This is a genomic window from Ruminococcus sp. RTP21484sp1_RTP21281st1_A8_RTP21281_210402, from assembly GCF_040914025.1.
GTDB lineage: Bacteria > Bacillota > Clostridia > Lachnospirales > Lachnospiraceae > Blautia_A > Blautia_A faecis.
This window is the reverse complement of the sequence record NZ_JBCPGE010000017.1, coordinates 1-23,917: the sequence shown is the minus strand read 5'-3', so window position 1 is coordinate 23,917 and position 23,917 is coordinate 1. Positions and strand designations below refer to the sequence as shown.

The following is a 23,917-nucleotide window of genomic DNA, read 5'->3' as shown; positions in this document are numbered from 1 at the left end:
GTAAGTAATGGCAGAAAAAGATATCAAGAAGACACCGGCTGCGACACAAACAGTACAGCCGTCCGCTGACAAGTACACCATCCAGGAACTTGAAAATGCAAGCGCAAAAGTATTTGGAGTTCCTCACGAATGTGCAGTAGCAGCCTTTAAGGGTTGTAAAAAAACAGGAATGACTGTTGCGGAAGCGAAACAGATCATCGATAGATTCATGAAAAAGGAGGTCAAATAAATGGCAGGTTATTTTTCTCTTGGAGAAAACAAAATCCGTTCCGGTGCATACTTCAATGTGCAGAAAAGAGGGGATGAAACAAACTTTGGAGCAATTGATGGTATTGTAGCAGTGCTTTTCAGGTCTTCGATTGGGCCACTTGGAAAAGCTACAGTTCTTCCGGCATCTGAAGGATATGAAAAAACCTTTGGCACCGGCGGCACCACAGATGCATTAAGAGAAACGTTCTTTGGAGGCGCTGACAAACTTATCGCTGTTAGAATAGGAAACGGCGGTACAGTTGGCAGTGCCTCTCTTGCTTGTGCAACTGGAAAGGCAAAGCTCTCAACAAAATACCCAAGTGGTGCAAAATTCACAGCAACAATCAGAGAGAAGCTTGGCGATTCCTCAAAGAAAGAGTGCATCGTATATCTGGATGGCTCTGAGTTCGAAAAAGTAACATTTGCAGCAGGAACAGAAGAGGCTACTGCATTGAAAGAAGCATTCGCTTCCTCAAAGAACTTTGTAGTCGATATTACTGATGCATCAGGAACTGTTACGGCGGTTAGCCAGTCCGCTTTCACAGATGGCGCAGAGCCGACAGTGACAACCGCAGACTACAGTGTCGGATTAAAAGAAGTGGAAAAATACTACATCAATACCATTTGTGTTGATACAGAAGATGCCGCTGTCCATGCATTGGTAGCAGCATGGCTTGACAGAATTTATCTGGCAGGCTCTTTCGCAATGGCAATCGTTGCCCCAAAACCTTCCTCTTCACTGGAAGACAGAATGACATCAATCTCCAGTTTCGATACTGAAAACGTAATTGCACCGCTGAATGCAAATGCTAATGCCGGCAATGAAGAGCTGAAAGGATATCAGGTGGCTGCGTATATCGCGGGTATCGTAGCTGCGACTCCTGCGAACCAGTCCGTGACACACGCAACTCTTAGCAGATATAGCGTTCTGAATGAAATCCTTACAAATACAGAGATGGAAGTAGCTGAAGAAAAAGGCTGCCTGGTCCTCTCTACGGCTTCTGATGGGGCTGTATGGATTGACAATGGTGTTAATACCTTGGTTCATCCGGATGCCAACCACGACAGCGGATGGAAGAAAATCCGTAGAACCAAAACTCGTTATGAACTTCTGAACAGAGCAAATGCAGCAGCTGACGCACTGGTTGGAAAGGTTGATAACGATACAAACGGAAGAGCCACTATCATGGCAGCTATCCAGGGTATCTGCAATGCCATGGAGGCAGAAGGAAAGATCCAGTACGGCAATGTAACTGAATCTACAACTGTTACTACCGATGGAGACACCTGTGGGTTTGACATCGAAGTGATCGATCTGGATTCTGCAGAGCACATCTATCTGAATTACTACTTCCAGTTCAGCACTATTGTTGCTGCATCTGGTGAATAAGAAAAGGGGGAATAAATAATGCTGAATAAGAGTGCAGCTACCGATGCCAGACACAGCAGATCTGGCAAAGATGCGATGCTTTATAACTCTGCTGGAAAACCATTTGCACAGGTTGAAAGTTTTACTACAAAAGGTTCCTTTAACAACTACAAATACGCACCTCTTGGCCAGAACAGAGAGCTTGAGGTCAACGGAACTGTGGGCGTTACCGTAAACATTTCCGAAATCGTAGTTCTTGATGGTGAGCTGTTTAATGCGGTTATCAATGCTATTGCAAACGGAGAATCTCCTGTTCTGATGTTTACAGGAGTTATCGAAGGAAGAAATGGATCACAGGAACGTGTGACCTACAGAGAGTGTATCCTTTCCGGAGACAGCGATATCCAGAACGTAGCTACAGGCGATGTGCTGAAAAGATCTTTTGCCCTGCACTGCAATGGCAAGGTTGAGAATAAGAGCAAACTGACAATCTGATTTCTATTAAGAGGGGCTGGACATCAGCCCCTCGTTTTTAACAGGAGGAAAAGAAATGGCAAATAAAGACTTTATGGATCCGGAATTAACCGAGGAAGAGAAGGAAGACATGATTATTAAAAATGAAGAGGATTATCTGGAAGGATTGTTGGCAGCAGCTGATAATGCAGCAAATGATATTAAGAAGATCGATATCATCCGTAATGAACGAAAGTATTTCTCCTTCAGAATTCATTCGTTGTCCGATGAAATGTTAAAAGATATCCGGAAAAAATACACAAAATATACAAAGAATCGCCGCCAGGGCATCCGGGTTGCAGACGAGCTGGATCTGCCAAAGTATAGAGCTTCTCTGATTTACAACTCCACTACGGAAGAAGATCAGGCCAAACTGTGGGATAATCCTGCTGTCAAAAAAGGCCTGGAAGCAAAAGGCATCTGCATTATCAATGCCCTTGATGTAATCGATGCTGTTCTTCTTCCGGGAGAAAAAGACCGCATTATGGATATCATTGATGATGTCAATGGATTCAATAATGAAGAATTGAAGGCTGAAACTGCAAAAAACTGATTATGGCCGGTGGGAAGTCAACATTACTCCACCACATATTTCAACGCCAAGGTTTATTGCCAAGTGAAGTAATGAGTCTGCCCTCTGGAGAGAGGGCTTTTCTTTTTGCTTCAACCAGGCTATGGATCGAGGCGAATACGAAAAAGGGGTGACATGGTAAATGGGAGAAACAATTAGAATTGAGATTCCTGTATCTGTGAATGATAATACAGACCCTGGCCTATCAAATATTACGAATAAGATGAACACCCTAGCCACTGCCGCCCAGAAGGTAAATCGGATCCTGTCATCTGGATTCAAAACCAGAGGGATTGAACAAACAGCAGAGCGAGTAGATCGAACGCTTGGACGTGAGCATTCTATTGAAGTTTCAGTAGATGACAATGCCACTCCGGTTCTTTCAAGAGTCGAAGATGCGGCTGAAAGAGTAGGAGGAATATCTGCAGATATTGAGATAGGTGCAAACGACAATGCTACCGCTGAAATATCTGGTGTCGAGGATGCAGCAGCAACCCTTGACGGAGCAAGTGCTGACGTAGAACTGGGGGCAGATGATAATGCCACCGGGGTGGTAAATAGTGTTGGAGATTCACTGTCTGTTCTAAACGGAAATGAAGCGGTAGTAGAGCTTACTGCGGACGACAATGCTACGATGCAGATTATGGATGTGGAGGATGCACTGGCCGCCTTGAATGGTGAAGTGGCTGTGGCCTCAGTGGAAGCTGATGATACAGCCACGGAGATAATCCGAAGTGCCGAAGATGCAGTGACCACATTCGATGGAACTTCCGGGACAGCGGAACTGGGGGCAGATGATAATGCAAGTCCGATCATCGACGATGTGAGGGACAAAGCAAAAGCCTGGGACGGAAGCGTTTTTACGGCAACTATGAGTATAGTAGATGCTGCTACTGCTCCAATGGGAGCGGTTTTAAATGCTGCAAAGAATCCAATAGCACAGGGCGCAACATTCCTTGGAGTGAGCGCAGGACTGGCTGATACTGTGAATACATACAAAGGGTTTGAGAGTATGATGTCGCAGGTCCAGGCTATATCTGGCGCTACAGGGAAAGAGTTTGATGATCTGACCGCAAAAGCACAGGAAATGGGTGCAACTACGAAGTTTACCGCTACTGAAGCAGCTCAGGCATTTAATTACATGGCTATGGCAGGCTGGAAACCAGAGCAAATGACTGCTGGTATATCCGGTATTATGAGTCTGGCAGCAGCTTCCGGCGAAGACCTGGCAAGCACCTCGGATATTGTTACAGATGCTTTGACAGCTTTTGGACTGAAAGCAAAAGATGCCGGACATTTCTCGGATGTCCTTGCAAAGGCGTCTGCTAGTTCGAATACAAACGTAGGCATGCTAGGCGAATCATTCAAATATGTTGCGCCGGTAGCAGGAGCCATGAAATATAGCGTCGAAGATACTTCTTTGGCATTAGGGCTTATGGCTAACAGTTCAATTAAAGGAAGCATGGCCGGTACAGCTTTAAAGACGTCCCTGGCTAACATGGCAGCACCAACTAACAGCATGGCAGAGGCTATGGACAAATATGGTATTAGCCTGACCGACGGCTCGGGAAACATGAAAACACTGAAAGGTGTCATGGATAATTTGCGAAGCAGTTTAGGAGGTCTTTCTGAAACTGAACAGACAGCGGCAGCATCCACCATTTTCGGAAAAGAAGCTATGAGCGGTATGCTTGCTATCATCAATGCTTCAGAACAGGATTATAACGATCTTTCCAATGCTATCGGAAATTCAAAAGATGCAGCACAGGATATGGCTGACACCATGTTGGACAACCTGGCAGGCTCTATGACTCTTATGCAGTCGGCTGTAGAGGGCACTCAGAACAGTTTTGGACAGAGACTTACTCCTTATGTCAGAGGATTCGTTGATTCCATTACGGACGCAATGCCGGCTGTGACTGTTGCTCTGAATGATTTTATGGACACTGTGGACAAAAAAGCAGCACACATGAAGACAGTTATCGGGACCATGACGGCATCTGATGAGTGGCAGAATGCGGATATGTTCGGAAAGATGGATATTGCATGGGATACTCTTATCGGTCAGCCTTTTGCCGACTGGATTAGCGGAGATGGGAAACATCTGATTTCTTCCGGCCTCGGAACATTATTCTCTAGCGCGTCCGCTATTCTTCCGGGAGGAAAGAAAGCAGGCCTTTCTTCTGTGCTCAGCTCTATGCTGATCGCTAAAGGAGCAACTGGGATTCTTGGAAATGCAAAGAATATTGCGACCACCTTACAGCCTATCGGAAATGCTATTAAAAGCATTGGACTTGCAGCACAGACAGCGCCAAGTGTTGGAGCGTTCATAAGTGATCTGGGAGCAATGGTTCCGACAGCGGCGAAATTCGGACTTGCGGCAGCGGCAGTAACAGCGGCAGTAGTTGGAATTGGTGTTGCAGTAGACAACTATAACCAGAAAGCTTTGAGCAGTAATCTGGAAGAACATTTTGGAAACATCAAATTATCAGCTCAGGAAGTGCAGGACATTGCTTCTGGAATTCTTGATCAGAAGTACCTGGCCAATGTGGAAGTTGCCTTAAATGAGGTAAAGAACGCTGATAAGCTTCGAGAAGATGCCCAGAAGGCGCTGGAATCCAATGACGTTCTGGAGTTTAAGAGCAGAGTTGGTATTAAACTTACGACAGAAGAACAGGAAGATTATACAAGTAATATCGAAACTTTTGTTAAGAGCAAGATTGAAGAACTGGAAAGCCGGACGTTTGCAGCGCATATCCACGTTCAGACGTATCTCGGAGGTACGGAAGAGGGACAGACATTAGCCCAGAACATCGAGAAATGGGCTACAGCGGATTATGTTGAATTGGATGGATTATCTAGCCAGTTATCACAAAAGGTCTCTGAGGCACTGAAAGATGGAATCATAGATGCAGATGAAGAAGGCGCCATCAGTGCTTTGCAGGAAAAAATGAACAGCATAACTGCCCGGTGGAAGGAATCGGAAGCACAGGCAAAATGGGACTGGATAAATCAGGAATACGGGAGCTTGAATGCAGCTGATCTGGAAAGTGGCTCATTCACTGACTTACTGGGAGCAATGAGAGATCAGAGGCAATCGGCAAAGGAAAGCGTACAGGCAGATGTTGAGCAGTGGTATTCAGAGCTTAACTCGATGGAATCAGCCGGAAGAATCACATCTGCTCAGAATAAGCAGTATCACGAAATGACCGGTTGGTATGTAAAAGGGCAGGAAGGAAATGAGTTGTCGAAGAGCTTACAGCTTGGTTCGAACACTTTGAATTCTGCATATGCTGAGAAGATTCAGAGCAACAGGCAGAGCCTTGCGGAAAATACGCAGTTTTCTATTGATTCAGCACAGAAACAATTAGAGAGCGGAGATACATCTGCTATGACCAGCGCATTGATGTACGGGTTCAACGAACTTGGCAATGGAAAAACATTAGGAATTACAACTGATGCTACACAGAATGCCTTGAGTACCATGTACGAGAGCATGAAACCTGATGTAACACAGATGCAGGGCTTAATTGACGATTACCGGGAAGCGGGAAAAGCAGTTCCACAAAGCCTTATGGATTCATTTAATGATGCTATTGAGGTTGGAGCAGCTGCTGGCGATACGTCTGCAACGTGGCAGAACTATGCTAATCAGATCTGGAAGAATGGAAGTGATGAATTAAAAGCATCACTTACGGATCCGAGCAATCCAATGTATGAAACGGTCCGCAGTCAGTTGCCTCCTGAACTTGCAGAAGCGATTGACAGGGCGGCGGCAGAGACCACAACTGATGATGTGACACTTGAAGGACTGAAAGCTTCTGTTGATGGAGATGTTGATATTGACAAAGATGCATGGACTTCAAAGCTGAATGAAGCTCTTGGTGACTTGGGTGAAACACAGGAGGTTACCGCTGATCATGTAAAGATTAAGGTTGATCAAGGCGATTGCCTGTGGGAAATTGGCAACGCTCTTGGAATTGACTGGCAGACCATTGCAGAACAGAACGGTATCGAAAGCCCGTATGTTATTCATCCAGACCAGGAACTGACTATTTCCATGGATACGTTGACTGCAGAAGTTGACGGAGACAAGGCTCAGGCTGCTATCGAGCAGGCTATGTCAGCTCTGGATGCAGAAGGAGCAGAAATGTCTGTGACAGCAGAAGGAGTCAAAGTTGATCTGGCAGATGTAGAAGTGGATTCCGATACAGCGGCGGCTCAGATTGAGGCAGCTCTCGGCATGGAATCCGGGACACTTGCGGCAAATGGAATTGAAGTGCAGGCAGGCGCATCTGTTACTATCCCATCAGAACTGGTAACGGTGGATACATCTGGCATGCAGTCTGCAACCGAACAGGCAGCAGATGAAACGGAAACAGAGCCTATTGAGCAGGAAGCATCTGCAAATGTAAATGTCACAAATACAACGACCGATACATCCGGAATGCAGGCGCAGGCGGAAGAAGATGCACAAGGTGCTGTAGGAGATGTACCAGTTGAAGGCAGTGCAAATGTTACCTTCTCAGGCACGACAACAGACACTTCTGGCGTTGTGGAGCAGGTAACAGCAGATATTGAGAGCGCAGTAAGTGATGTTCCGGCCAATGGTCATGCGAGCATCACGTTAGATCAGTCCAATAATGCGGCCGAGATTTATTCTCTTGCAACAGCTGATGTGGTATCTGCTTTCTCGGAGACAATTCCAGCAGACGGACATGTAGATGTCACACTGGACCAGACGAATAATGCAGCAGCTATATATTCGGAATGCGCCGGACAGGTACAAAGCACATTCGCACAGGGCTTCACAGCCTCTGCAGATGTTGCAGTTACGCTGAACTGGCATATCACGAATCCATCAGCTAGCATTTCCACTTCAAGTAGCGGATCATCTGTATCGGCTACTATAGCTGGGCACGCTTCGGGCGGTGAAGTCGGACTGAATGGAGCTGAGCTGTCGTGGGTAGGTGAGGAAGGATTGGAGTATATCATTCCTACGGTGCCGGCCAGACGACAGAGAGGTATTGAATTGTGGAAATCCGCAGGACGGACACTGGGAGTTCTTGGTCCTGATGATGAGATATCAGCGCATGCGAGCGGAGGAATTGTTGGAAAAGAAGTATCAAATACGACACCTTATTTCGACACAGATTCCAGTTCGCAAGATTCCGAAAAATCAGAGAAAGAAACTGTACCAACGAATGTGGTGTCAGATAAATCTGGCGTTGTGGTACAGGTTAACCTCTCCCCGCAGTTCAATATATCAGATACAAATGACAGTGATGTTATTCGGCTCATTAAAGCTCACATCAAGGAGCTGGCTGACGATCTTGGAAGCGAAATTGCAACAATGCTCAGTGAAGCTTATGAGAATACACCTGTTACAACATAAGGAGGGAACATGGGAGCGATATTAAAAGAATTGCATAATTCGGCATCAAAGTTCCAGTTCCCTTCGATGCCAAAAGATGATGTTGATGTAAAAAGAGAAACAGCATATCAGGAATATAACATTCTTGGAAAAGGAAAAATGAGTTACCCATCTGGCATGGGAAACCAGACCATAAAATGGTCAGGATATTTCTGGGGGGCAGGCAGAAAAAAGCTTGCCTCCGTAAACCAGAAATGGATAGCACCAAAAACCTGCATCAGCAAGCTGAAAAGCTGGCAGACAAAAAAGACACCGTTAAATCTGGTGGTTTCTGAAGCTGGCATCAATGAAGATGTTACTATCAAATCTTTTGAGTATAAGCCTTTTGGCGGGCATGGGGACTATTCGTACGAGATATCTTTTGTTCCATATGTCGAGATGAAGATTTATACAACAAAGGAACTGGGGACTAAGAAAAAAGCTAAAAAGAAAAAGAAAACCACTAGGCCAAGTACCAAGAAATCTACTAAAAAGAAAAAGACCTACAGGATTGTCCGAGGCGATACGCTTTGCGGAATATCTCGTAAGAAATATAAAACTGAATCAAAGTGGAGAAATATCTACAATGCCAATAAGAAGGTTATTGAAGCGGCTGCTAAGAAACATGGCCGGCGCAATAGCGACAATGGACATTGGATATATCCAGGAACAGTACTGACTTTACCATAAGGAGGCGAGAGTATTGATAGATCCAATGAAATATAAATACCTCGTGGCCATTATGACTGCAGATAAAAAGGCTTACGACATCACACAATTTGTCGAAGATGTATCCTGGGAAGAGGGAGAGGACCAGCTTGCGGCCAGAATTAGTTTTTCGGCCAAGAACGATAAAACTTCAAAGGGAAGAATTTCTTCTCTTGCCAAGCCTGGGTGTTATGCAGCACTTTTGTATTCCTATAATGGTGGCAAAAATGCCGAAGCAACCAGAGGAAAAATAGTTGAATGGAATCCTTCAGCGAGAACATCCGGAGAGAAATTTAAGGTAAAGGCATACGATGTTCTATATGATCTGCAGGAATCACAAGATCATGTATATTTTTCAGCCGGCGTAAAGACAAAGTCAGCCATAGTCCAAGTGCTGAAACGCTGGGGCATAAAGGTCACATCTTACAGCGGACCAAATGTGAAGCATGGGAAGCTGGCTTATAAGTCTGAAAAGCTTGGAACAGTGGTTGTGAAAATCCTCAAGGAAGCCAAAAAGAAAGGCGGCATTGAGGCATGTCTGCGGGCTGTGAAAATGAATGTGACCGTAGTTGGTTTTGGAACAAATAAAACAGTATATCATTTTGAAGAAACACAGCATCTTACAGAAGTAAACCATAAGATCAGCACTACCGGGATGGTTACAAGGGTAAAAATCATCGGAAAAGCAAATGATGATGGATGCTCACCTGTTGAGGCTACAGTTGATGGAAAGACAAGCTACGGAATCCGCCAGAAGATTGTTTCCAGAGGAACTAATGACACATTAGATGAGGCAAAAAAAGAAGCGAGAGAGATTCTTGCAGATGATGGCAAACCAAAGGAAGAAATCACGATAAAACTTCCGGATATTCCTATCATTCGGAAGGGTGACAAGATTCATCTAAAAACAGCTTCAATAAGTGCTGGGTATTATATCGTAATATCTGCTACGCATGATGTAGATAAAATGCTTATGACACTGGGACTGAAAAAAGCACCGGCAGCAAAAAAGAGCAGTGGGAATAAAAAAACAAAAGCAAAATCATATGATGTTGGGGACATTGTTAATTTCCATGGCGGTAAGCATTATGTCAGCAGTTATCCAGATGCCAGAGGATACAGTGTAGGAGCCGGAAAAGCAAAAATCACGATCAAAGGTGGTTCCGGAAAAGCACACCCATGGCATCTGGTTACACAAAACTGGAATCAGACTCATGTCTGGGGCTGGGTTGACGATGGATCATTTGACTGACAGGAGGAACATTATGTCAAAAATGGAAAAAAATGGAATGGAAAAGCTTGCAAAGGTATTGGATTCGAGAATGGGAGAACACTCAGGAGGAGGATTTTCGTTCGACTTTGGAGTGATCAAGAAAGATTATTCCCTTGTTTCCAATACTTTTCCTTTGCCTATTCCTAAAAAGGATTATTCTGTCTGCAGACTTTTGGCCAATCTATCAACAAACGTATCTGGAGGAACACACGGAGGGCATAACAGCGGAACGGGATCACATAGCCATAAGGTGGTTATGCCTAAGTTAAAACCGGGAGATCGTGTGCTTATCGTATGGGTTGAGGGAGAACCTGTAGTCATAGATGTAGTAGTCAAGGCAAGTGGATTATAGGAGGCAATATGGAAGAAGAATCAAAAAATTTACTGCCGACTGTGGATGTTCCAGATTTTGTGGATGAAGAGGAAGATGAAGAATATGACGTTGACTATAAGCCATCGCCAATGTGGGATCTTGAAAAAGGAGATTTCGTTCGCACCGCCGCAAATAATGTGCCAATGAACGATGGATATGAAGCATATAAAATATGGTGTGTAAAAACGGTATCTACAGAAAGATATTCTTGCCTGGGATATTCAGATGATCATGGAACTGAAACAGAAGATATAACAAGAGAATCTGACCAAAGCACTGTAGAACTTTCTCTAGAAAGGACAATCCAGGAAGCTCTGATGGTCAATCCGCGGACATCATCGGTAGAAGAGTTTTCTTTTGAATGGGGTACTGGGAGGGTAAAAGTATCATTCATAGTTTATTCTGTTGATGGAGAACCCTTTACCGTTGATTCAATCATAGAAGTTTAGAGGAGGTGGTTAATATGGCTAGACCAGAATTTGAAATTCCGGAATTTGTGTCAGAAAGTGATTCTGACCAGATACAGGAGAGGATGATGGGAAACCTTCCGGCGGATATATCGGATATGGAAGGTGATTTCCCATATGATTTTACCATGCCTACGGCCATCGAGATATCTCAGCTTGTACAGTTCAATCTTGTTCGCTGCCTGATGGTTGCGTTTCCGGAATATTCCTGGGGCGATTGGATGGATCTGCATGGCGCAGAAGCAGGAGTGACAAGGAAAGAAGCTGTAGCAGCAACTGGAACAGTGTCTGTTACGGCGGCTTATGGCACAGTATTGGCAGCAGGCACAGTCTTTGCGGTTCCTGCAACAGATCAGATGGAAGCTGTTGAGTTCCAGACTTTACGAACTGTTACGTTCACAGAGAATGAAACCATGGACCTTGCGGTTGAAGCGGTCACTCCGGGGGTATCCGGGAATGTTCCGGCAAATACGATTACAATTATGGCATCACCGATCAATGGCGTTACAGCAATTACCAACAGCGAGAAAACATCGGGTGGTGCTGAAGAAGAAAATGATGAAGATTATTATGAACGAATCCATGCAGAATTCCAAGATTCGCAGTTCTATGTAGCGAATGATGCTGACTATATTAAGTGGGCCAAAGAAGTCCCCGGGATTGGAGATTGTATTGTAGAACCAGCTGTTGAAGGACCAGGAACAGTGGGATTGATCTTAGTTGATAGCAACGGACAGCCCGCATCAAGTACACTGGTCACAGCAGTTTACAACCATATCGTTTCTCCGGACGACAGGAGCAAAAGACTGTTGCCTACTGGATCGTCTAAGCTGATCGTCAAGTCAGCTACAGTAAAAACTGTAGATTTTGCCTGTACAGGACTTGTTCTGGATGGCGTTGGATTGGATGATGTAATCTCGACATTCAAAACTGAAATGATGGCAGTCTATTCCGCGGCGAAAGAAACAAATATCCTCCGGTACAATTCGGCTCGAACAGTACTGTCAACCATAACCGGAGTAAGCGATTTCATAGATTTTACGATGGATGGAAAGAGAGAAAACATTCACCTTTCATCAAGCGAGTATGCAGATACCGGTAATGTGACATTTACATTAGAGGGGGCTGAGACATGAGTATAGATCTGGAAAGATTCCCGTGGAGCGATTCGGCCAACAGAATGCTGACATATGTAACTAAAGGCTGGTATGATAAATCCTATGTCGGAAAATGGATATACGAAGTTATGGGCAGAGAGCTTGATCTGGCCACTGTGCATATTGAAGAACTTCCATACCAGATGTTTATCGATACAGCTACATGGGGACTTAAATATCATGAGATCAAGTATGGACTGCCCGTAAGAGAAGACCTGTCATATGAAGAAAGACGACGGTTGCTCCGTGAAAAGAAAAACACAAAAGCACCAATGACCCCATGGCGAATGGAACAGATTTTAAAAGGCGTGACGGATTATGATGTCCAGGTTCATGATTGTAATGAGCCGGGACATTATTTTTCTCACCCTAACATATTCAGCGTTCAATTGGAAGGTGAAACAGAGGTAGAACTAGGAGAAGTTAAGAGTAAAGTCGATAAGCTGAAGCAATCACACACAGTATATCTTCTTTCTGTTATCCTCATGCTTATTGAATGCACAGAGAGCTTTGAACAGAGAGTGACGTATCATTCAGATTTTTCATGGTGGAAGTATTCTCTTGATGGTTCCTTCGCTCTTGACGGCAGTATCAATCTGAATCATTGGTATCCGACAGAATTTCGCCCAGTCTATCCATTTGATACAGTCTTAACTGAGAATTTTATAGCAGATCGAATTTTTCACCGGATTCCAGATGTATATCATGAAAATATATTTAAGCCTTCCTTTTTCGTACGAAGCGATTTTGTATGGTGGGAAGGTTTTCTTGATGGAAACTTTTCACTGAACGGAACGAGAAAGCTCAATTCTTGGTATCCGATGGAAACTTTTATCGGGCATAGGCTGTTTATCGGCAATCAGGAGGCTTTTGAAACGAAACAGTGTATTTCATTGCCTGATATGATTAATGCTGAGAAAGCTGATTTTAGAGGCACACAGAGGGTAATTATGGGCTGGCGTGATGGTAATAAGATCCTGGACGGCAACTGTTTGTTAGACGGGACTTTATTGCTTGATGCAGGAGAGCCGCCATATCTGCAGACAGTTCGGATTCGTGCGCCTGTTAAACACGAAGAAGAAGTAGAGGTCACAATGGTTATTCCTTCACGGGCCGCAAGACTGGATGGAACGTGTAGGCTAGATGGAAGTGTAAAACTAAATTCAGGAAGGGAGGTCCTTTAAATGGCAGGGACTACAGTTACAACACTGGCAAAGAAAAAAATGGTAAAAGCAAGAGCGGGGATTTCATCGCTCCCAAAGATTGTAGGCATGGCTTTTGGTGATGGAGGTGTAGATTCGGGTGGAACAGTAAAATCACACAGCGCCGATCAGAACACCTTACATCATGAATTACTTCGCAAGAATGTTGATGGTTACGAGGTTCTTTCTGACACAAAAATCAGATATCGTTGCACATTGGCGGAAAATGAGCTGGCAAACACTTATATTTCTGAGGTTGGATTATATGATGCAGACGGAGATATGGTGGCCATGAAAGCATTCCTGAAGAAAGGAAAAGATGCAGACATGGAATGCGTGTTCGAGTGTGATGATACATTCTAACGTATTTCGATATTTTGTAACAAGTAATCGGATAATGATAGATAAATGTTATCATAAGGAGGTAGAAAATGTCGTATTTCGATATTTCTGGAGCTGTTTTCAACAATCAGCTCCGCGAATTAGAAACTTCTGATCCTGTTCATGCAGATGTGTTTAACGCTGTCTTTCGACAGTTGATAAATAATGACGTGGCACTTATGGAAGCCGCCAGCATGTTTGCGGGAGAAAAAAACAAACAGGCTGAATTCATTCTTAATCTCAAGAGAACTGGGAAAAAATATGGGGTTCATCATAGTGCATTTGATGTATCGCCATTGTCGGCGGGCACACGTACTCTCGATGCTGTAGGCATGGTAGCACAGCCTTCTACGAACACAGTAAGAGGAAGAAATGATTTTGAAGGCGAATCTGTTTTTTATGGATTGGAAGTTAATGGTCATGTAGATGATGCCGGAGAATTCATTGTGGAATATATTAAGGGAATCGACAATGAGTTCTCCAGGACAGAAAGAGATACATGGATGTTGTATCTGACTCAGTGGATTAACATAACCATTGATGCAAATGGAGAAAGCCTTGTTATCTCAGATGAACATCACGCAGGCTTCTTTCCGGAAGGAGCAGCAATCCGTACAGATCAGACTGTCAGACCGTTCGTTGCACAGGCTAAATATATGGCTGGAAATGGTTCTGATGGAAAGGCTGCATCTATTAGCGGAGTAAACGCTGCGCATGATCAGTCTCACAATGGAATGATTACACGATTCAAAGCCAAAGGAACACAGTATTGTGGAACAACTGCACAGGATAAAAACCATATGGACAACCTGTTTGAGGTCGCTTTCGCAACACGGAATTCACAGTCGATCATGTCTGGTTGCACAGGATATTACAACAGGTTCTATGCGACTGTTGTTGAAAATAATGTGGAACGTATCATTATCAGCAAAAGTGATGCAAACTCTTTGGTGGTCGGAAGCACGGTATCCATTGGAAATGCCACAGCTTTAAGTGGTAGCAATCCGACGGATGATAGAGGAAATGCAGGACTTCATGCAAAAGCAAATCGTGTCATCATTACAAAAATTGAAGATTATGACAGCAATAATTCGGCAGTTTATGTAGATAATGGAGGAACTAAATTTTCTACCGGTTCTACAATGGTAGGCTCCACAGAAGTAAAGACTACTATCGTTACAATGCCATGGCACACAGGTGCATGCGATAATGTCCTTGGTTCTTGCGGTTCTCCGAACAGTAATACATCTGGAAAAGACCCATACATTCTGTTCGGTGTAGAAATGTTCCTGGGATTTTACGAAGTTATCAGCAACGTAATTCTTAAGATATCTAATCATGTAATGACGGCTTGCATTTGTTATGACTGCACAAAGTTAGCAACAAGCGTGACATCGGATTATGTTGAGTGTGGATATAGTATTGCAGATACACAGGAAAGTTGGAAATATATCAGTGAACTTGGATATGATCCAGAAAATCCGTCTGTAAGACATGGAACGAAAGTAGCAGCTTCCTCCAGCACAGGGTATGCAGATGGACAGTATACAAATAAGCTTGATCAGACTTCTGACGGGTTAAGAGAGTGGCTTTCCGGCGGCACCCTGGCCGGCTGGTCTGACGCGGGCCGGTGGTTTGCGGCCCTGCACAACGGGCTCGGTGGCAGCTGGTGGACCTTTGCCGCGCGTCTTTCTGCTTCTGGACGCTGTGCGAAAGCAGCAGCGTAGGGGGTGAATTGCCGAATGGCAAGAGGGGAACTCCCCTTTTATTTCCCGGCGTAGCCGGGGCGTTTTAAAATCATACGGACTCACGCTACGTTTGGCAGTGGCTTTCCGGCGGCAACCTGAACAACTGGTCTAACGCGGGCCGGTGGTATGCGAACCTGAACAACGGGCTCGGTAACAGCTGGTGGAACTATGCCGCGCGAATTTCTGTGAGAATTTTGATGTGTAGCGTGTTTCGCTGTCCTTTGAGACAGTCCTAAAATGGCGGGGGCGGAATGCCCGAAATTCAAGCACCAGCATCGGCGGTCAGGAAACTGACTGCTGACCCTGTGGCGGAAGTGGACACAGGTGGGGGTTAGTAGTAAAACCGAAAGCTCTTGAACACAGAAAGAAAGAGGACTGGTAATGAAGACATATTGCCGAAGAATGGATATTTCTGACGAAAATTTCATCAGGAAATACATAGCTGCATTTATATATGACAAGCTAGAAAATGGTAATATGCCGAGTATTTTTGCTTACTATGGAAGCATAAGTAAAAATGAGGCTAGAAGGCGGTTGGAGAATTCACCGGAATTTGTAGCATCTGTGATCGATCAGATTGCGTATGAAATGTCGTGGCATTTGAAGACCAGAACTGTAAGGGAACATATCTATATGGTAGTTCCGGAAGAGAAACTTGTGAAAAATGTTGATATAGTAGATGGAATGAGCGGAAAAATTAGAACGCTAGGACTTGAAAAGATGATCATGCAGCTATATGAGGTGTTGGCCAAGGAAGCGGCAGGCGAGTTGTGGACGGCAAAAGTCGGACTTTTTCAAGTTGCATCAATACCTGGAAGAGGACAAGCTTACGGCAAAAAATACATCGAACGATGGATGTCGCGTGATCCGGAAGGAACCAAATATTGCGTTCAGTCAGACATTAAAAAATGCTATCCCTCTATGTCACATGATAAAATATTAGAATTTCTTCGAAGAGATTTAGGAAAGTCAGATATGTTGTTGTACTTGTTTGAGACTTTGATTGGATTGTATTCTGAAGCAAAGGTGCAGAACAAAGAGAAAGATTGCAAACATGGGATTTTTATAGGCTCTCCGGTGTCGAAAGATCTGTGCAATTATTATCTATCTTATTTGTACCATTATTGCACAAATGAACTTTATGAAATGAAGACCAGACGAGGGAAGACAACAAGAAAAAGATTGATTTATCATATCATGATTCAGATGGATGATATCATTCTTTTTGGCTCTAATAAGAAAGATCTTCATAAGGCAATGCTGCTTGTTATTGAATTCGTAAAATCTACACTCTGTCTAAAGATCAAAGATTCCTGGTCGTTATTTCGTACAGGTTATGTTGACAGAAACGGAAAACAAAAAGGAAGGGATTTAGACTATATGGGGCTTGTGTTCCATGGACAGAATTTAATCAAAAGATGTTATTCCGGAAAAACAGTGACAATACGGAATGTGTCAACAAGAATAAGAGCATCAATATTCCTAAAGGCTCGCAGGAAAATTCATAGATTTGCGAAAAAAATAAAGAACAAAAAGATTATAGGTAGTAAATTCGCCATGAGTACCATAGCATATAACGGTTGGTTTGTAACAACAGACTCCTTTCTTGTGAGGGTTGCAGAATGTTGGGATCAACTTATTTCGATGGCTAAAAATATAATCAGTCGTTATGCGAAACAGAAAAGCTATGCTATGGAAAAATATTATAAGAAGTGGAGGAAATTGAATTATGCATAAAACGAATAGCCCGGAATCACAAGGAAACATTACATATGCTGTTCTTCCAGATGGTTCCGCTGATGTATGGATTCGTAAGAACGAAGTCCAGCTTCCGGAAAAAGATGAAGGACCACAGGGTATGGAAGCTGATGAAATCTATTTTAAAGTATCTGCAGGTGTTGTTCCTAAGGAAGAGATAGTTGCAGATCTTGATTTTTGGTTCGATCAGTTGAAAGACAAAGAAGAAGGCTGCAATGCTGATTATCTTTCTATTGAAACATACCGAGCAGAAAAGAAAAAGGAGATATCTCAGATCTGCCAGAGCACAGTTTTTGCAGGAACGGACATTGATATTTCGTCTGGAAAGGAACACTTTAGCCTTAAAGATGAAGATCAGCTAAATCTCTTTGGAAAACAGGCTCAGCTGACCGCTGGCATCAAAAAACTGGAATACCATGAAGACGGCAATCCGTGCCGGTATTATTCTGCTGAGGATATGCAGAAGATTATTAATGGTGCAATGGAATTCAAGAGTTATCACACAACATATGGAAACTCTGTAAATATGTGGATTAAAGGATGTGCGAAAGCTTCGGAAATCGCCAAGATTGAATACGGAGCGCCGATCCCGGAAGAATATCAGTCAGAAGTTTTAAAGGACTATCTGGCCGAAATGGCAGCCGACAAGGAGGTTAAATGATTACTCTGAAGACCATAGGCAGAAACGCTGTGCTTTTCGCTATAGGAGGTACGATTTACTACATGATCGAACTGATATGGCGAGGGTACAGCTCACTGCCTATGGTACTGGTTGGCGGACTTTGCTTCTTGTTTTGCGGTTCGATAAATGAATTTCTAAGATGGGATATGCTCATATGGAAACAGATGTTTATCTGTGCTGTCGGGATAACTGCAATTGAGTTCCTTTCCGGATACATTTTGAATATTGTATTGGGGCTTGGAATATGGGATTACAGCAATATGCCTTTTAATATAATTGGACAGATATGTCTTCCTTTTACTGTGGCATGGTATATCCTATCTCTATTAGCTATTGTATTGGATGATCATCTGAGGTATTGGATATTTGGTGAAGAAAAACCAAGATACAAGTGGAGGTAACGACGATGGATGAAAACCAGGTTTTAGAACTTGTGGAATTCTATGAAGATATGATTGAAAAGCAGGATGAAATCATAGTGAGGCAGAGCAGGTTCATCAAGAGCCTGGCAACCGAACTTTCTCATTTGCGAAATATGCTGAATGTAGAAGCAAGCGAAGATGAAAGACTTGACGCAGGGATTATTGAAGAAGTAAAGGAAGAGTATGTAAGCATGAGGGAACCGTAGAGGTTCCCTTTTTTCATGGAGGTAAGGTATGGTGCATGCGAGAGATAGACCTTTTAGGCGCAACACATTGGCATCTATTAATGGCGAAAGGAGGTTCTTATGCGAAAACTGGTGGATTGGTTAATCGGAGGTAATCTGGATCGGCTCTTAAAAGCACTCGGAGGGGAAGAGTAATGCTCGAAACATTTTGTCTATCTGTGCTTGGCAGCGGAGGTGTTGCCGGCATTTTTTTTGCTCTGATTCGTCACTATATTGAGCGAAGGCTCATGGAAGTGGAGGCACGAGAGCAGGAACGCATTAAGTATAAAATTGAACAGAGAAAAGCGGATGAAGAAATTACACATGCTACGGGGCGCGTACTCTTTTGGCTACATCATGCAATTGTAAAAGGAGAGCATAATGGCGAGCTCGAAGAAGCATTTGAAAATCTTCAGCGTGCAGAAGCACACAAAAAAGAAATGGACAGAGAAGTTCTGGCCAAATACAGCATTGATTAGGAGGAATTATTTATGGAATTACTTAACTTTTTAAAACAGATTCCGTTCCCAGTATTACTGGTTGCGGTGTTAATTTTGCTTGTAGTGACTTTGGTTATTGCGTTTCAGTATGCCAAGCATAAAGGATTGGAAGGTATCCGTGAACAGGTATACCAGCTGATCCTGAAAGCGGAACATATGTATAAAGAATCGGGAACGGGACAGCAGAAATTGAAATGGGTTGTTCAGCAGGCGAGAGGATTACTGCCAAAGTGGCTGCAGGTTATTGTGTCGGAAGATGCGCTGCTTAAGATAATTGATGTGTGGTTTTGCGGCGTGAAAGATCTTTTGGACGATGGAAAAATAAATGGTTCACAGAAGGAAGGGGCTTAAGCCCTTTCCTTTTTTAGGGGGATATTATGAAAACGAATATAATGGGAACTGCAGTTGCTACGGTCCAGCAGATGCAGTCATATATACAGAAAGTTAATCCGGCAGTACCTAAATCCGTAATCGATATGGTTGAATATTATATATCAGAAGGAAAAACGGAAGGAGTAAGGGGAGATATCGCCTTTGCACAAAGTTGCCTCGAAACAGGTAATTTCACATTCAATGGTTCTGCCGTAACATTGGACCAGAACAATTTTGCCGGAATCGGCGTTACAAAAAATGGTATGAAAGGGAATTCGTTCTCTCATCCATGGATCGGCATCCGGGCACAGATCCAGCATCTTAAAGCATATGCATCTAACGAAAAACTGTACGGTGTATGCGTGGATCCTCGTTTCTGTTATGTGAAAAGAGGAATAGCCCCATATGTTGAATGGCTTGGGATACAGGAAAATCCACAGGGCGGAGGCTGGGCTGCCGGGAAGAATTATGGCTCAAAGATATTGGAAATTCTGGCGAAGATAATCGCGATGCCAGAAGTGAATAAGGAGGATGTTACAATGAATCTTAACACAAGTTTAATCAGCAATAACAACAGCTATGCAAATCAGGTACCTAAATACATCGTTATCCATAATACAGATAACTTTGCCAAAGGAGCAAATGCAAAGGCACATGCAAAGGCCCAGCATGACGGAAATTTCTCCGGCTACTCTGCTCATGTATACGTTGATGATACCGAGGCTTATCAGGCAACTCCATTCGACAGAGGCGCTTGGCATGTCGGCGTTAACTACGGAGGTGGTCTTTTCGGAATTTGCAACAACCACAATTCCATTGGCATTGAGATGTGTGTGCAGGCAGGGTATAATTACGAAAAAGCGTTCCAGAACACTGTTGAGATCTGCAAGATGCTGATGAAGAAGTTTGGAATTGACGCAAATCATGTGGTATCCCACTATGATGTGTGTGCGAAGAATTGCCCTTCTGCAATCCGGGCAAAAGGTGACTGGAACCGTTTCAAGCAGCTGATCGGTGCAAAGACGGCAACTACAACTGTAGATAAATATTACAGAATCCGGAAAACCTGGGGAGACAGTAAGAGCCAGCTTGGGGCATACAAGAATCTTGAGAATGCTAAAAAAGACTGGAAAGAAGGCTACACCATCTATGATTGGAATGGAAAAGCTGTATATCCGGAACAGAAAAAAGATACCTCATCACGCAAAGAGAAAGCTGACTTAACAGTAAAACTGGATATTCAGCTTCCTGTATTACAGTCTGGAACTGAGGGCGTAGCGGTGCGATGCTTACAGTCCATTCTTGGAGTTTCTGTTGACGGAGATTTTGGAAAAAATACAAAGTCAGCACTTAAAACATTTCAGCGGAATGTTGGTATTGATGATGATGGTTGCTGTGGTCAGAATACATGGAAAAAGATAGCTGACCACATGAATGCAAATACATTCAAATAATAACAAAATAGGTGCTTTTTATAATATGTTTGCTTCAAAATTTGCCTTACAGGGTATAAAATATATCACGCAGTTTATAACAGTATTTGATATAATCTAACAAAAGTCCTTCCGATATATCAAGAGGTGCTAAATTATAACGGAAGGAGCAATGGCATGATTAAAATTTTACTGTCAAAAAAGCTTGGGGAGATGAGACTTACTCAGGCAGATTTGGCGAGGGCAACCGGAATAAGACCCAACACCATCAACGAGTTGTACCACGAGCTTGCAGATAGGGTGAATCTGGAACACCTCGACTTGATTTGCGAAGCCCTGGATTGTGAGCTGGATGAATTGATTGTTAGGGTACCGAACAAGGAATCAGCCATAACCCACACTCGCCAGGGAACTCAAAAACCCGGCAGAAAGAGGTAACCGCTGCAACGGTTACCTCTTATTAAAGAGGGGATTTCCCCTCTTTATTTTACTTCTTTTAAATTATAATCCAATGAATCGTACAAATAATCTGTATCAAATCCCATATCTTTGTAACCTTGCAATACAGTTCCAACATAACGGCTAGATGGCCTTCCCACAGTGGCTGAGTCAGGCAAGAGGTATATAATAGCCTTTTTTCTAGTGCCGTTTTTTAATTGTACAAATACATTTCTCTTTTTATAAAATCTCGGATATCCCTCGTACAGATCAAGAGCCTTCTCATTTTTGCTATCGATATTCCAAACAGCAACAGGAACCCTACTTCCTTTTTGCCTTTTGACGGTTGCATAAGATCCTGTGTGGCTTCCTCTGTAAAGTAATTTCCAATTTATCAGATATCCGGTAAATGCGACCGTTGCTCCAGGACAACGGTATGACATTTGCTGTACATTAAGATTGCTTCCGTATGCTACATATAAACTCATGGCATTCCCTTTCTCCCCGTAAAGCCGTTAGGTCAGCTGATTTATGATTAAGCTGCATGTTCTGCATTTGCATTCTCACGAAGCTGTTTCATCATGTGAAGTCTACATGTTTTGAACTCATCACCATAAAGTCCAAGTCTGTTTGTGAGGATATTATACATTAAAGTGACTTTTTTCTTTGCTGTGTATCCGTTCATGGTTCTAAATACGACTTTATCATCGGATTCAATAGCCCAAGCAGAGAGCGCAAGGCAAAACTGAACATATGCTTTAATTTTTCCTGCATGAAGCGTGCTATTGAAAAGTCTAAATTCAACAGTACCTTTCTGGAAGAAGCTATGGAGATTCAGCGCATGATATCTTGTGGAGTTATAATGCTGATGATCGATACCACCACAATATCCATCGTTTGCTGGGCTATACCAGATCTTTTCGACAGAATCGGTTGTGATGTTCTTATCTTTTTTCATGGTATCGAGCAGGTTTTTACAAACTGGCAAACACCAACGATTTTTTCTGCTTCCGACTGCAAGGGCATCATAAATAATTTCCTGCCGACTATACATGAAGTTTACCAATCTGCGCAGAGAGGTTGCTGTATGGTTCGCTCCATCAACATGGATATGGATACCACATGAAGCATGAGGTACTCCACCAATTTCTCTGAATTTGCGAATGATTGCCTGCAATGTTTCAAGATCATCATATTTGAGAATAGGAGTTACAAATTCAACCCTGTATTCGTCCATGTTTTCATTTCCTGTTTTGCGTACTGGAATAATGGAACTGTCTCTCATTATTTTCCATTTCCGTCCCTGTGAATCACGAATGATTCTGGTGTGATAGCAGGTGTGATCAGGACCTGTTACCGTACTCCCGATAACTTCGGCAACAGCTTTAGCTGCCATAGCTCTTGTGATTCCTGTAAATTCAACCTCAACACCGTAGTTCTGTTTCTTTAAAAGTTCTGACATATCATTTTCCTCCTATTATCTCTCAAACCTCGCACCGTCTATACGAATGTTTGTTCTGTTGTTTATGTTTGTATATTACCATATGTACCGTACATGTCAATAGTTTATTGAAGAAAATCTCTAAAATAATGAAGAAAAATGTTGACAAAATGAAGATATAGTGATAAACTATAATTGTAGCAAGGAGATAGCAGGAAAGGAGTTAGAGAAATGGAAAAAGACATAATGACTACATTAGAATTTAAAACCGTTATGGAAATGGTCGTGTTGATCATCGAGAGCAGTAAAAATAAAGAAGAGGCACTTGAAAAAATCAAGAACCTCTCCATTTTAAAAGAAAATAATTAAGAACTAAGCGAATAGACACCGAGCGGACTCCGAAACTTCCTGCTTCCGCTCGGTACCTAAGAAAATAATAGCAGGAAGAAAAAAATAAGTCAACAGAAAGTTGGTGTATTATGATATCGTACAATCCGCTTTGGCACACGCTTCTTGATAGAGGTATGAATAAGGGAGATCTAAAAGACGCAACCGGATTAAGTTATGGGACTATGGCTTCTATGGGAAAGAACGAGCCAGTCAATCTGAAACAGATTGATAGAATCTGTAAAGCTCTTAACTGCGGCATCAGTGATGTGATAGAGTATATACCTGATTAACATCACTGCAATAAATAATACGATTTATTCCCGTGATGTTAGAGTGATGTTTGGAACTATTGCAAATAATAATACAACGTGGTATATTTAATAAAAGCCCGCCTCTCTTATTTTATTTAATACACGGTAACACAAAAAAGCGGCCTAGTGTTATTGAGTTTGAATAGTTTGAAATGCTTTAAGAACCCAGTATTTATGCGGGTTTGCAGCACTTCAAGAAGTCTTTTGATAACAAATTGATAACAGCTGCATGTGAGTCATTATTCTTGTAATCCAGTGGTTTTAGGGTTAGAGAATGATGACAGGTGGTTGTGCAACAAATAAATCCATATTATAAACGAAGCCCTTAGCTGTGGGTATAAAACTCATGGCTAAGGGCTTTTTGTCGCTATTTTTTGGAGGGGGGGGTCTTTTTCTTTGGTGCAGGAAGTTCATCGTACATAGACAGAAACAGGTTGCAAAGAAAGTAAGCGCTTAATTTTTAGGTATGATAGAAAAATCCCCGACTACTTTTCAGTAGCCGGAGCACCTTGACAATTCACA

The 23,917-nt window shown here is 42.9% G+C and carries 25 protein-coding genes; 23 read left to right on the top strand and 2 right to left on the bottom strand.

Annotated features, from left to right (window positions below; genetic code table 11):
* The first annotated feature begins 7 nt into the window (after positions 1–7).
* The 21 genes from AB5170_RS09825 (at position 8) to AB5170_RS09725 (ending at position 21,253) form a co-directional block, all read left to right on the top strand.
* Entirely contained in the window at positions 8–229 is a 222-nt protein-coding gene (locus tag AB5170_RS09825; RefSeq protein WP_021652450.1) for a hypothetical protein, read from the top strand.
* On the top strand, positions 230–1,639 hold the full coding sequence (locus AB5170_RS09820; protein WP_021652451.1) for a phage tail sheath subtilisin-like domain-containing protein: 1,410 nt from the start codon (positions 230–232) through the stop codon (positions 1,637–1,639).
* Positions 1,640–1,657: 18 nt separating this feature from the next.
* Positions 1,658–2,113, top strand: coding sequence for a hypothetical protein (locus tag AB5170_RS09815; RefSeq protein ID WP_021652452.1), 456 nt, complete (start codon positions 1,658–1,660; stop codon positions 2,111–2,113).
* 55 nt (positions 2,114–2,168) lie between these two features.
* A complete protein-coding gene (locus AB5170_RS09810) occupies positions 2,169–2,684 on the top strand; it encodes a phage XkdN-like protein (protein ID WP_021652453.1) in 516 nt (171 codons plus the stop codon).
* A gap of 160 nt (positions 2,685–2,844) precedes the next feature.
* Complete coding sequence (locus AB5170_RS09805; RefSeq protein ID WP_368361547.1) at positions 2,845–8,097, top strand: phage tail tape measure protein; 5,253 nt, start codon at positions 2,845–2,847, stop codon at positions 8,095–8,097.
* A gap of 9 nt (positions 8,098–8,106) precedes the next feature.
* A complete protein-coding gene (locus AB5170_RS09800; protein ID WP_021652455.1) occupies positions 8,107–8,805 on the top strand; it encodes a LysM peptidoglycan-binding domain-containing protein in 699 nt (232 codons plus the stop codon).
* Positions 8,806–8,818: 13 nt separating this feature from the next.
* Positions 8,819–10,075 carry a hypothetical protein gene (locus AB5170_RS09795; RefSeq protein WP_044962055.1) on the top strand — a complete coding sequence of 419 codons (1,257 nt, stop codon included), beginning with the start codon at positions 8,819–8,821 and terminating at the stop codon, positions 10,073–10,075.
* A 13-nt stretch (positions 10,076–10,088) separates the two neighbouring features.
* On the top strand, positions 10,089–10,448 hold the full coding sequence (locus tag AB5170_RS09790; protein WP_242999909.1) for a hypothetical protein: 360 nt from the start codon (positions 10,089–10,091) through the stop codon (positions 10,446–10,448).
* An 8-nt stretch (positions 10,449–10,456) separates the two neighbouring features.
* Complete coding sequence (locus AB5170_RS09785; RefSeq protein WP_021652458.1) at positions 10,457–10,918, top strand: DUF2634 domain-containing protein; 462 nt, start codon at positions 10,457–10,459, stop codon at positions 10,916–10,918.
* 14 nt (positions 10,919–10,932) lie between these two features.
* On the top strand, positions 10,933–12,072 hold the full coding sequence (locus AB5170_RS09780; RefSeq protein ID WP_021652459.1) for a baseplate J/gp47 family protein: 1,140 nt from the start codon (positions 10,933–10,935) through the stop codon (positions 12,070–12,072).
* Entirely contained in the window at positions 12,069–13,277 is a 1,209-nt protein-coding gene (locus AB5170_RS09775) for a putative phage tail protein (RefSeq protein WP_021652460.1), read from the top strand. Before AB5170_RS09780 ends, AB5170_RS09775 begins: the two co-directional genes overlap by 4 nt.
* Positions 13,278–13,658 (top strand): phage tail protein, encoded by a 381-nt coding sequence (locus AB5170_RS09770; protein ID WP_021652461.1) that lies wholly within the window; start codon positions 13,278–13,280, stop codon positions 13,656–13,658. It begins immediately after the preceding gene.
* Between the two features lie 68 nt (positions 13,659–13,726).
* Entirely contained in the window at positions 13,727–15,403 is a 1,677-nt protein-coding gene (locus AB5170_RS09765) for a hypothetical protein (RefSeq protein WP_368361546.1), read from the top strand.
* 402 nt (positions 15,404–15,805) lie between these two features.
* Positions 15,806–17,161 carry a reverse transcriptase domain-containing protein gene (locus AB5170_RS09760; RefSeq protein ID WP_044960329.1) on the top strand — a complete coding sequence of 452 codons (1,356 nt, stop codon included), beginning with the start codon at positions 15,806–15,808 and terminating at the stop codon, positions 17,159–17,161.
* Entirely contained in the window at positions 17,154–17,843 is a 690-nt protein-coding gene (locus tag AB5170_RS09755; RefSeq protein ID WP_021650071.1) for a hypothetical protein, read from the top strand. Before AB5170_RS09760 ends, AB5170_RS09755 begins: the two co-directional genes overlap by 8 nt.
* Complete coding sequence (locus tag AB5170_RS09750; protein WP_021650070.1) at positions 17,840–18,265, top strand: hypothetical protein; 426 nt, start codon at positions 17,840–17,842, stop codon at positions 18,263–18,265. Before AB5170_RS09755 ends, AB5170_RS09750 begins: the two co-directional genes overlap by 4 nt.
* A gap of 5 nt (positions 18,266–18,270) precedes the next feature.
* Positions 18,271–18,492: a hypothetical protein gene (locus AB5170_RS09745; protein WP_021650069.1), complete on the top strand. Its 222-nt coding sequence runs from the start codon at positions 18,271–18,273 to the stop codon at positions 18,490–18,492.
* Between the two features lie 173 nt (positions 18,493–18,665).
* Complete coding sequence (locus AB5170_RS09740) at positions 18,666–18,989, top strand: hypothetical protein (protein WP_021650068.1); 324 nt, start codon at positions 18,666–18,668, stop codon at positions 18,987–18,989.
* 12 nt (positions 18,990–19,001) lie between these two features.
* Positions 19,002–19,361, top strand: coding sequence for a hypothetical protein (locus tag AB5170_RS09735; RefSeq protein WP_021650067.1), 360 nt, complete (start codon positions 19,002–19,004; stop codon positions 19,359–19,361).
* A 26-nt stretch (positions 19,362–19,387) separates the two neighbouring features.
* Positions 19,388–20,836: an N-acetylmuramoyl-L-alanine amidase gene (locus AB5170_RS09730; RefSeq protein ID WP_021650066.1), complete on the top strand. Its 1,449-nt coding sequence runs from the start codon at positions 19,388–19,390 to the stop codon at positions 20,834–20,836.
* 156 nt (positions 20,837–20,992) lie between these two features.
* Complete coding sequence (locus tag AB5170_RS09725) at positions 20,993–21,253, top strand: helix-turn-helix transcriptional regulator (protein ID WP_021650065.1); 261 nt, start codon at positions 20,993–20,995, stop codon at positions 21,251–21,253.
* A 44-nt stretch (positions 21,254–21,297) separates the two neighbouring features.
* Here the strand turns inward: AB5170_RS09725 and AB5170_RS09720 are convergent, their stop codons facing one another.
* Both AB5170_RS09720 and AB5170_RS09715 read right to left on the bottom strand, forming a co-directional pair.
* The gene (locus tag AB5170_RS09720; protein WP_021650064.1) at positions 21,298–21,741 is read right to left on the bottom strand and encodes a gamma-glutamylcyclotransferase family protein; all 444 of its coding nucleotides are present in this window, start codon (positions 21,739–21,741) and stop codon (positions 21,298–21,300) included.
* Between the two features lie 47 nt (positions 21,742–21,788).
* Positions 21,789–22,715, bottom strand: coding sequence for an amidoligase family protein (locus AB5170_RS09715; protein ID WP_021650063.1), 927 nt, complete (start codon positions 22,713–22,715; stop codon positions 21,789–21,791).
* 210 nt (positions 22,716–22,925) lie between these two features.
* Here AB5170_RS09715 and AB5170_RS09710 point away from each other — a divergent pair, with 210 nt between their 5' ends.
* Together AB5170_RS09710 and AB5170_RS09705 are read left to right on the top strand one after the other, a co-directional pair.
* Positions 22,926–23,063 carry a hypothetical protein gene (locus tag AB5170_RS09710; RefSeq protein WP_021650062.1) on the top strand — a complete coding sequence of 46 codons (138 nt, stop codon included), beginning with the start codon at positions 22,926–22,928 and terminating at the stop codon, positions 23,061–23,063.
* A gap of 110 nt (positions 23,064–23,173) precedes the next feature.
* Positions 23,174–23,374 carry a helix-turn-helix transcriptional regulator gene (locus tag AB5170_RS09705; protein ID WP_021650061.1) on the top strand — a complete coding sequence of 67 codons (201 nt, stop codon included), beginning with the start codon at positions 23,174–23,176 and terminating at the stop codon, positions 23,372–23,374.
* The last annotated feature ends 543 nt before the right edge of the window (positions 23,375–23,917 follow it).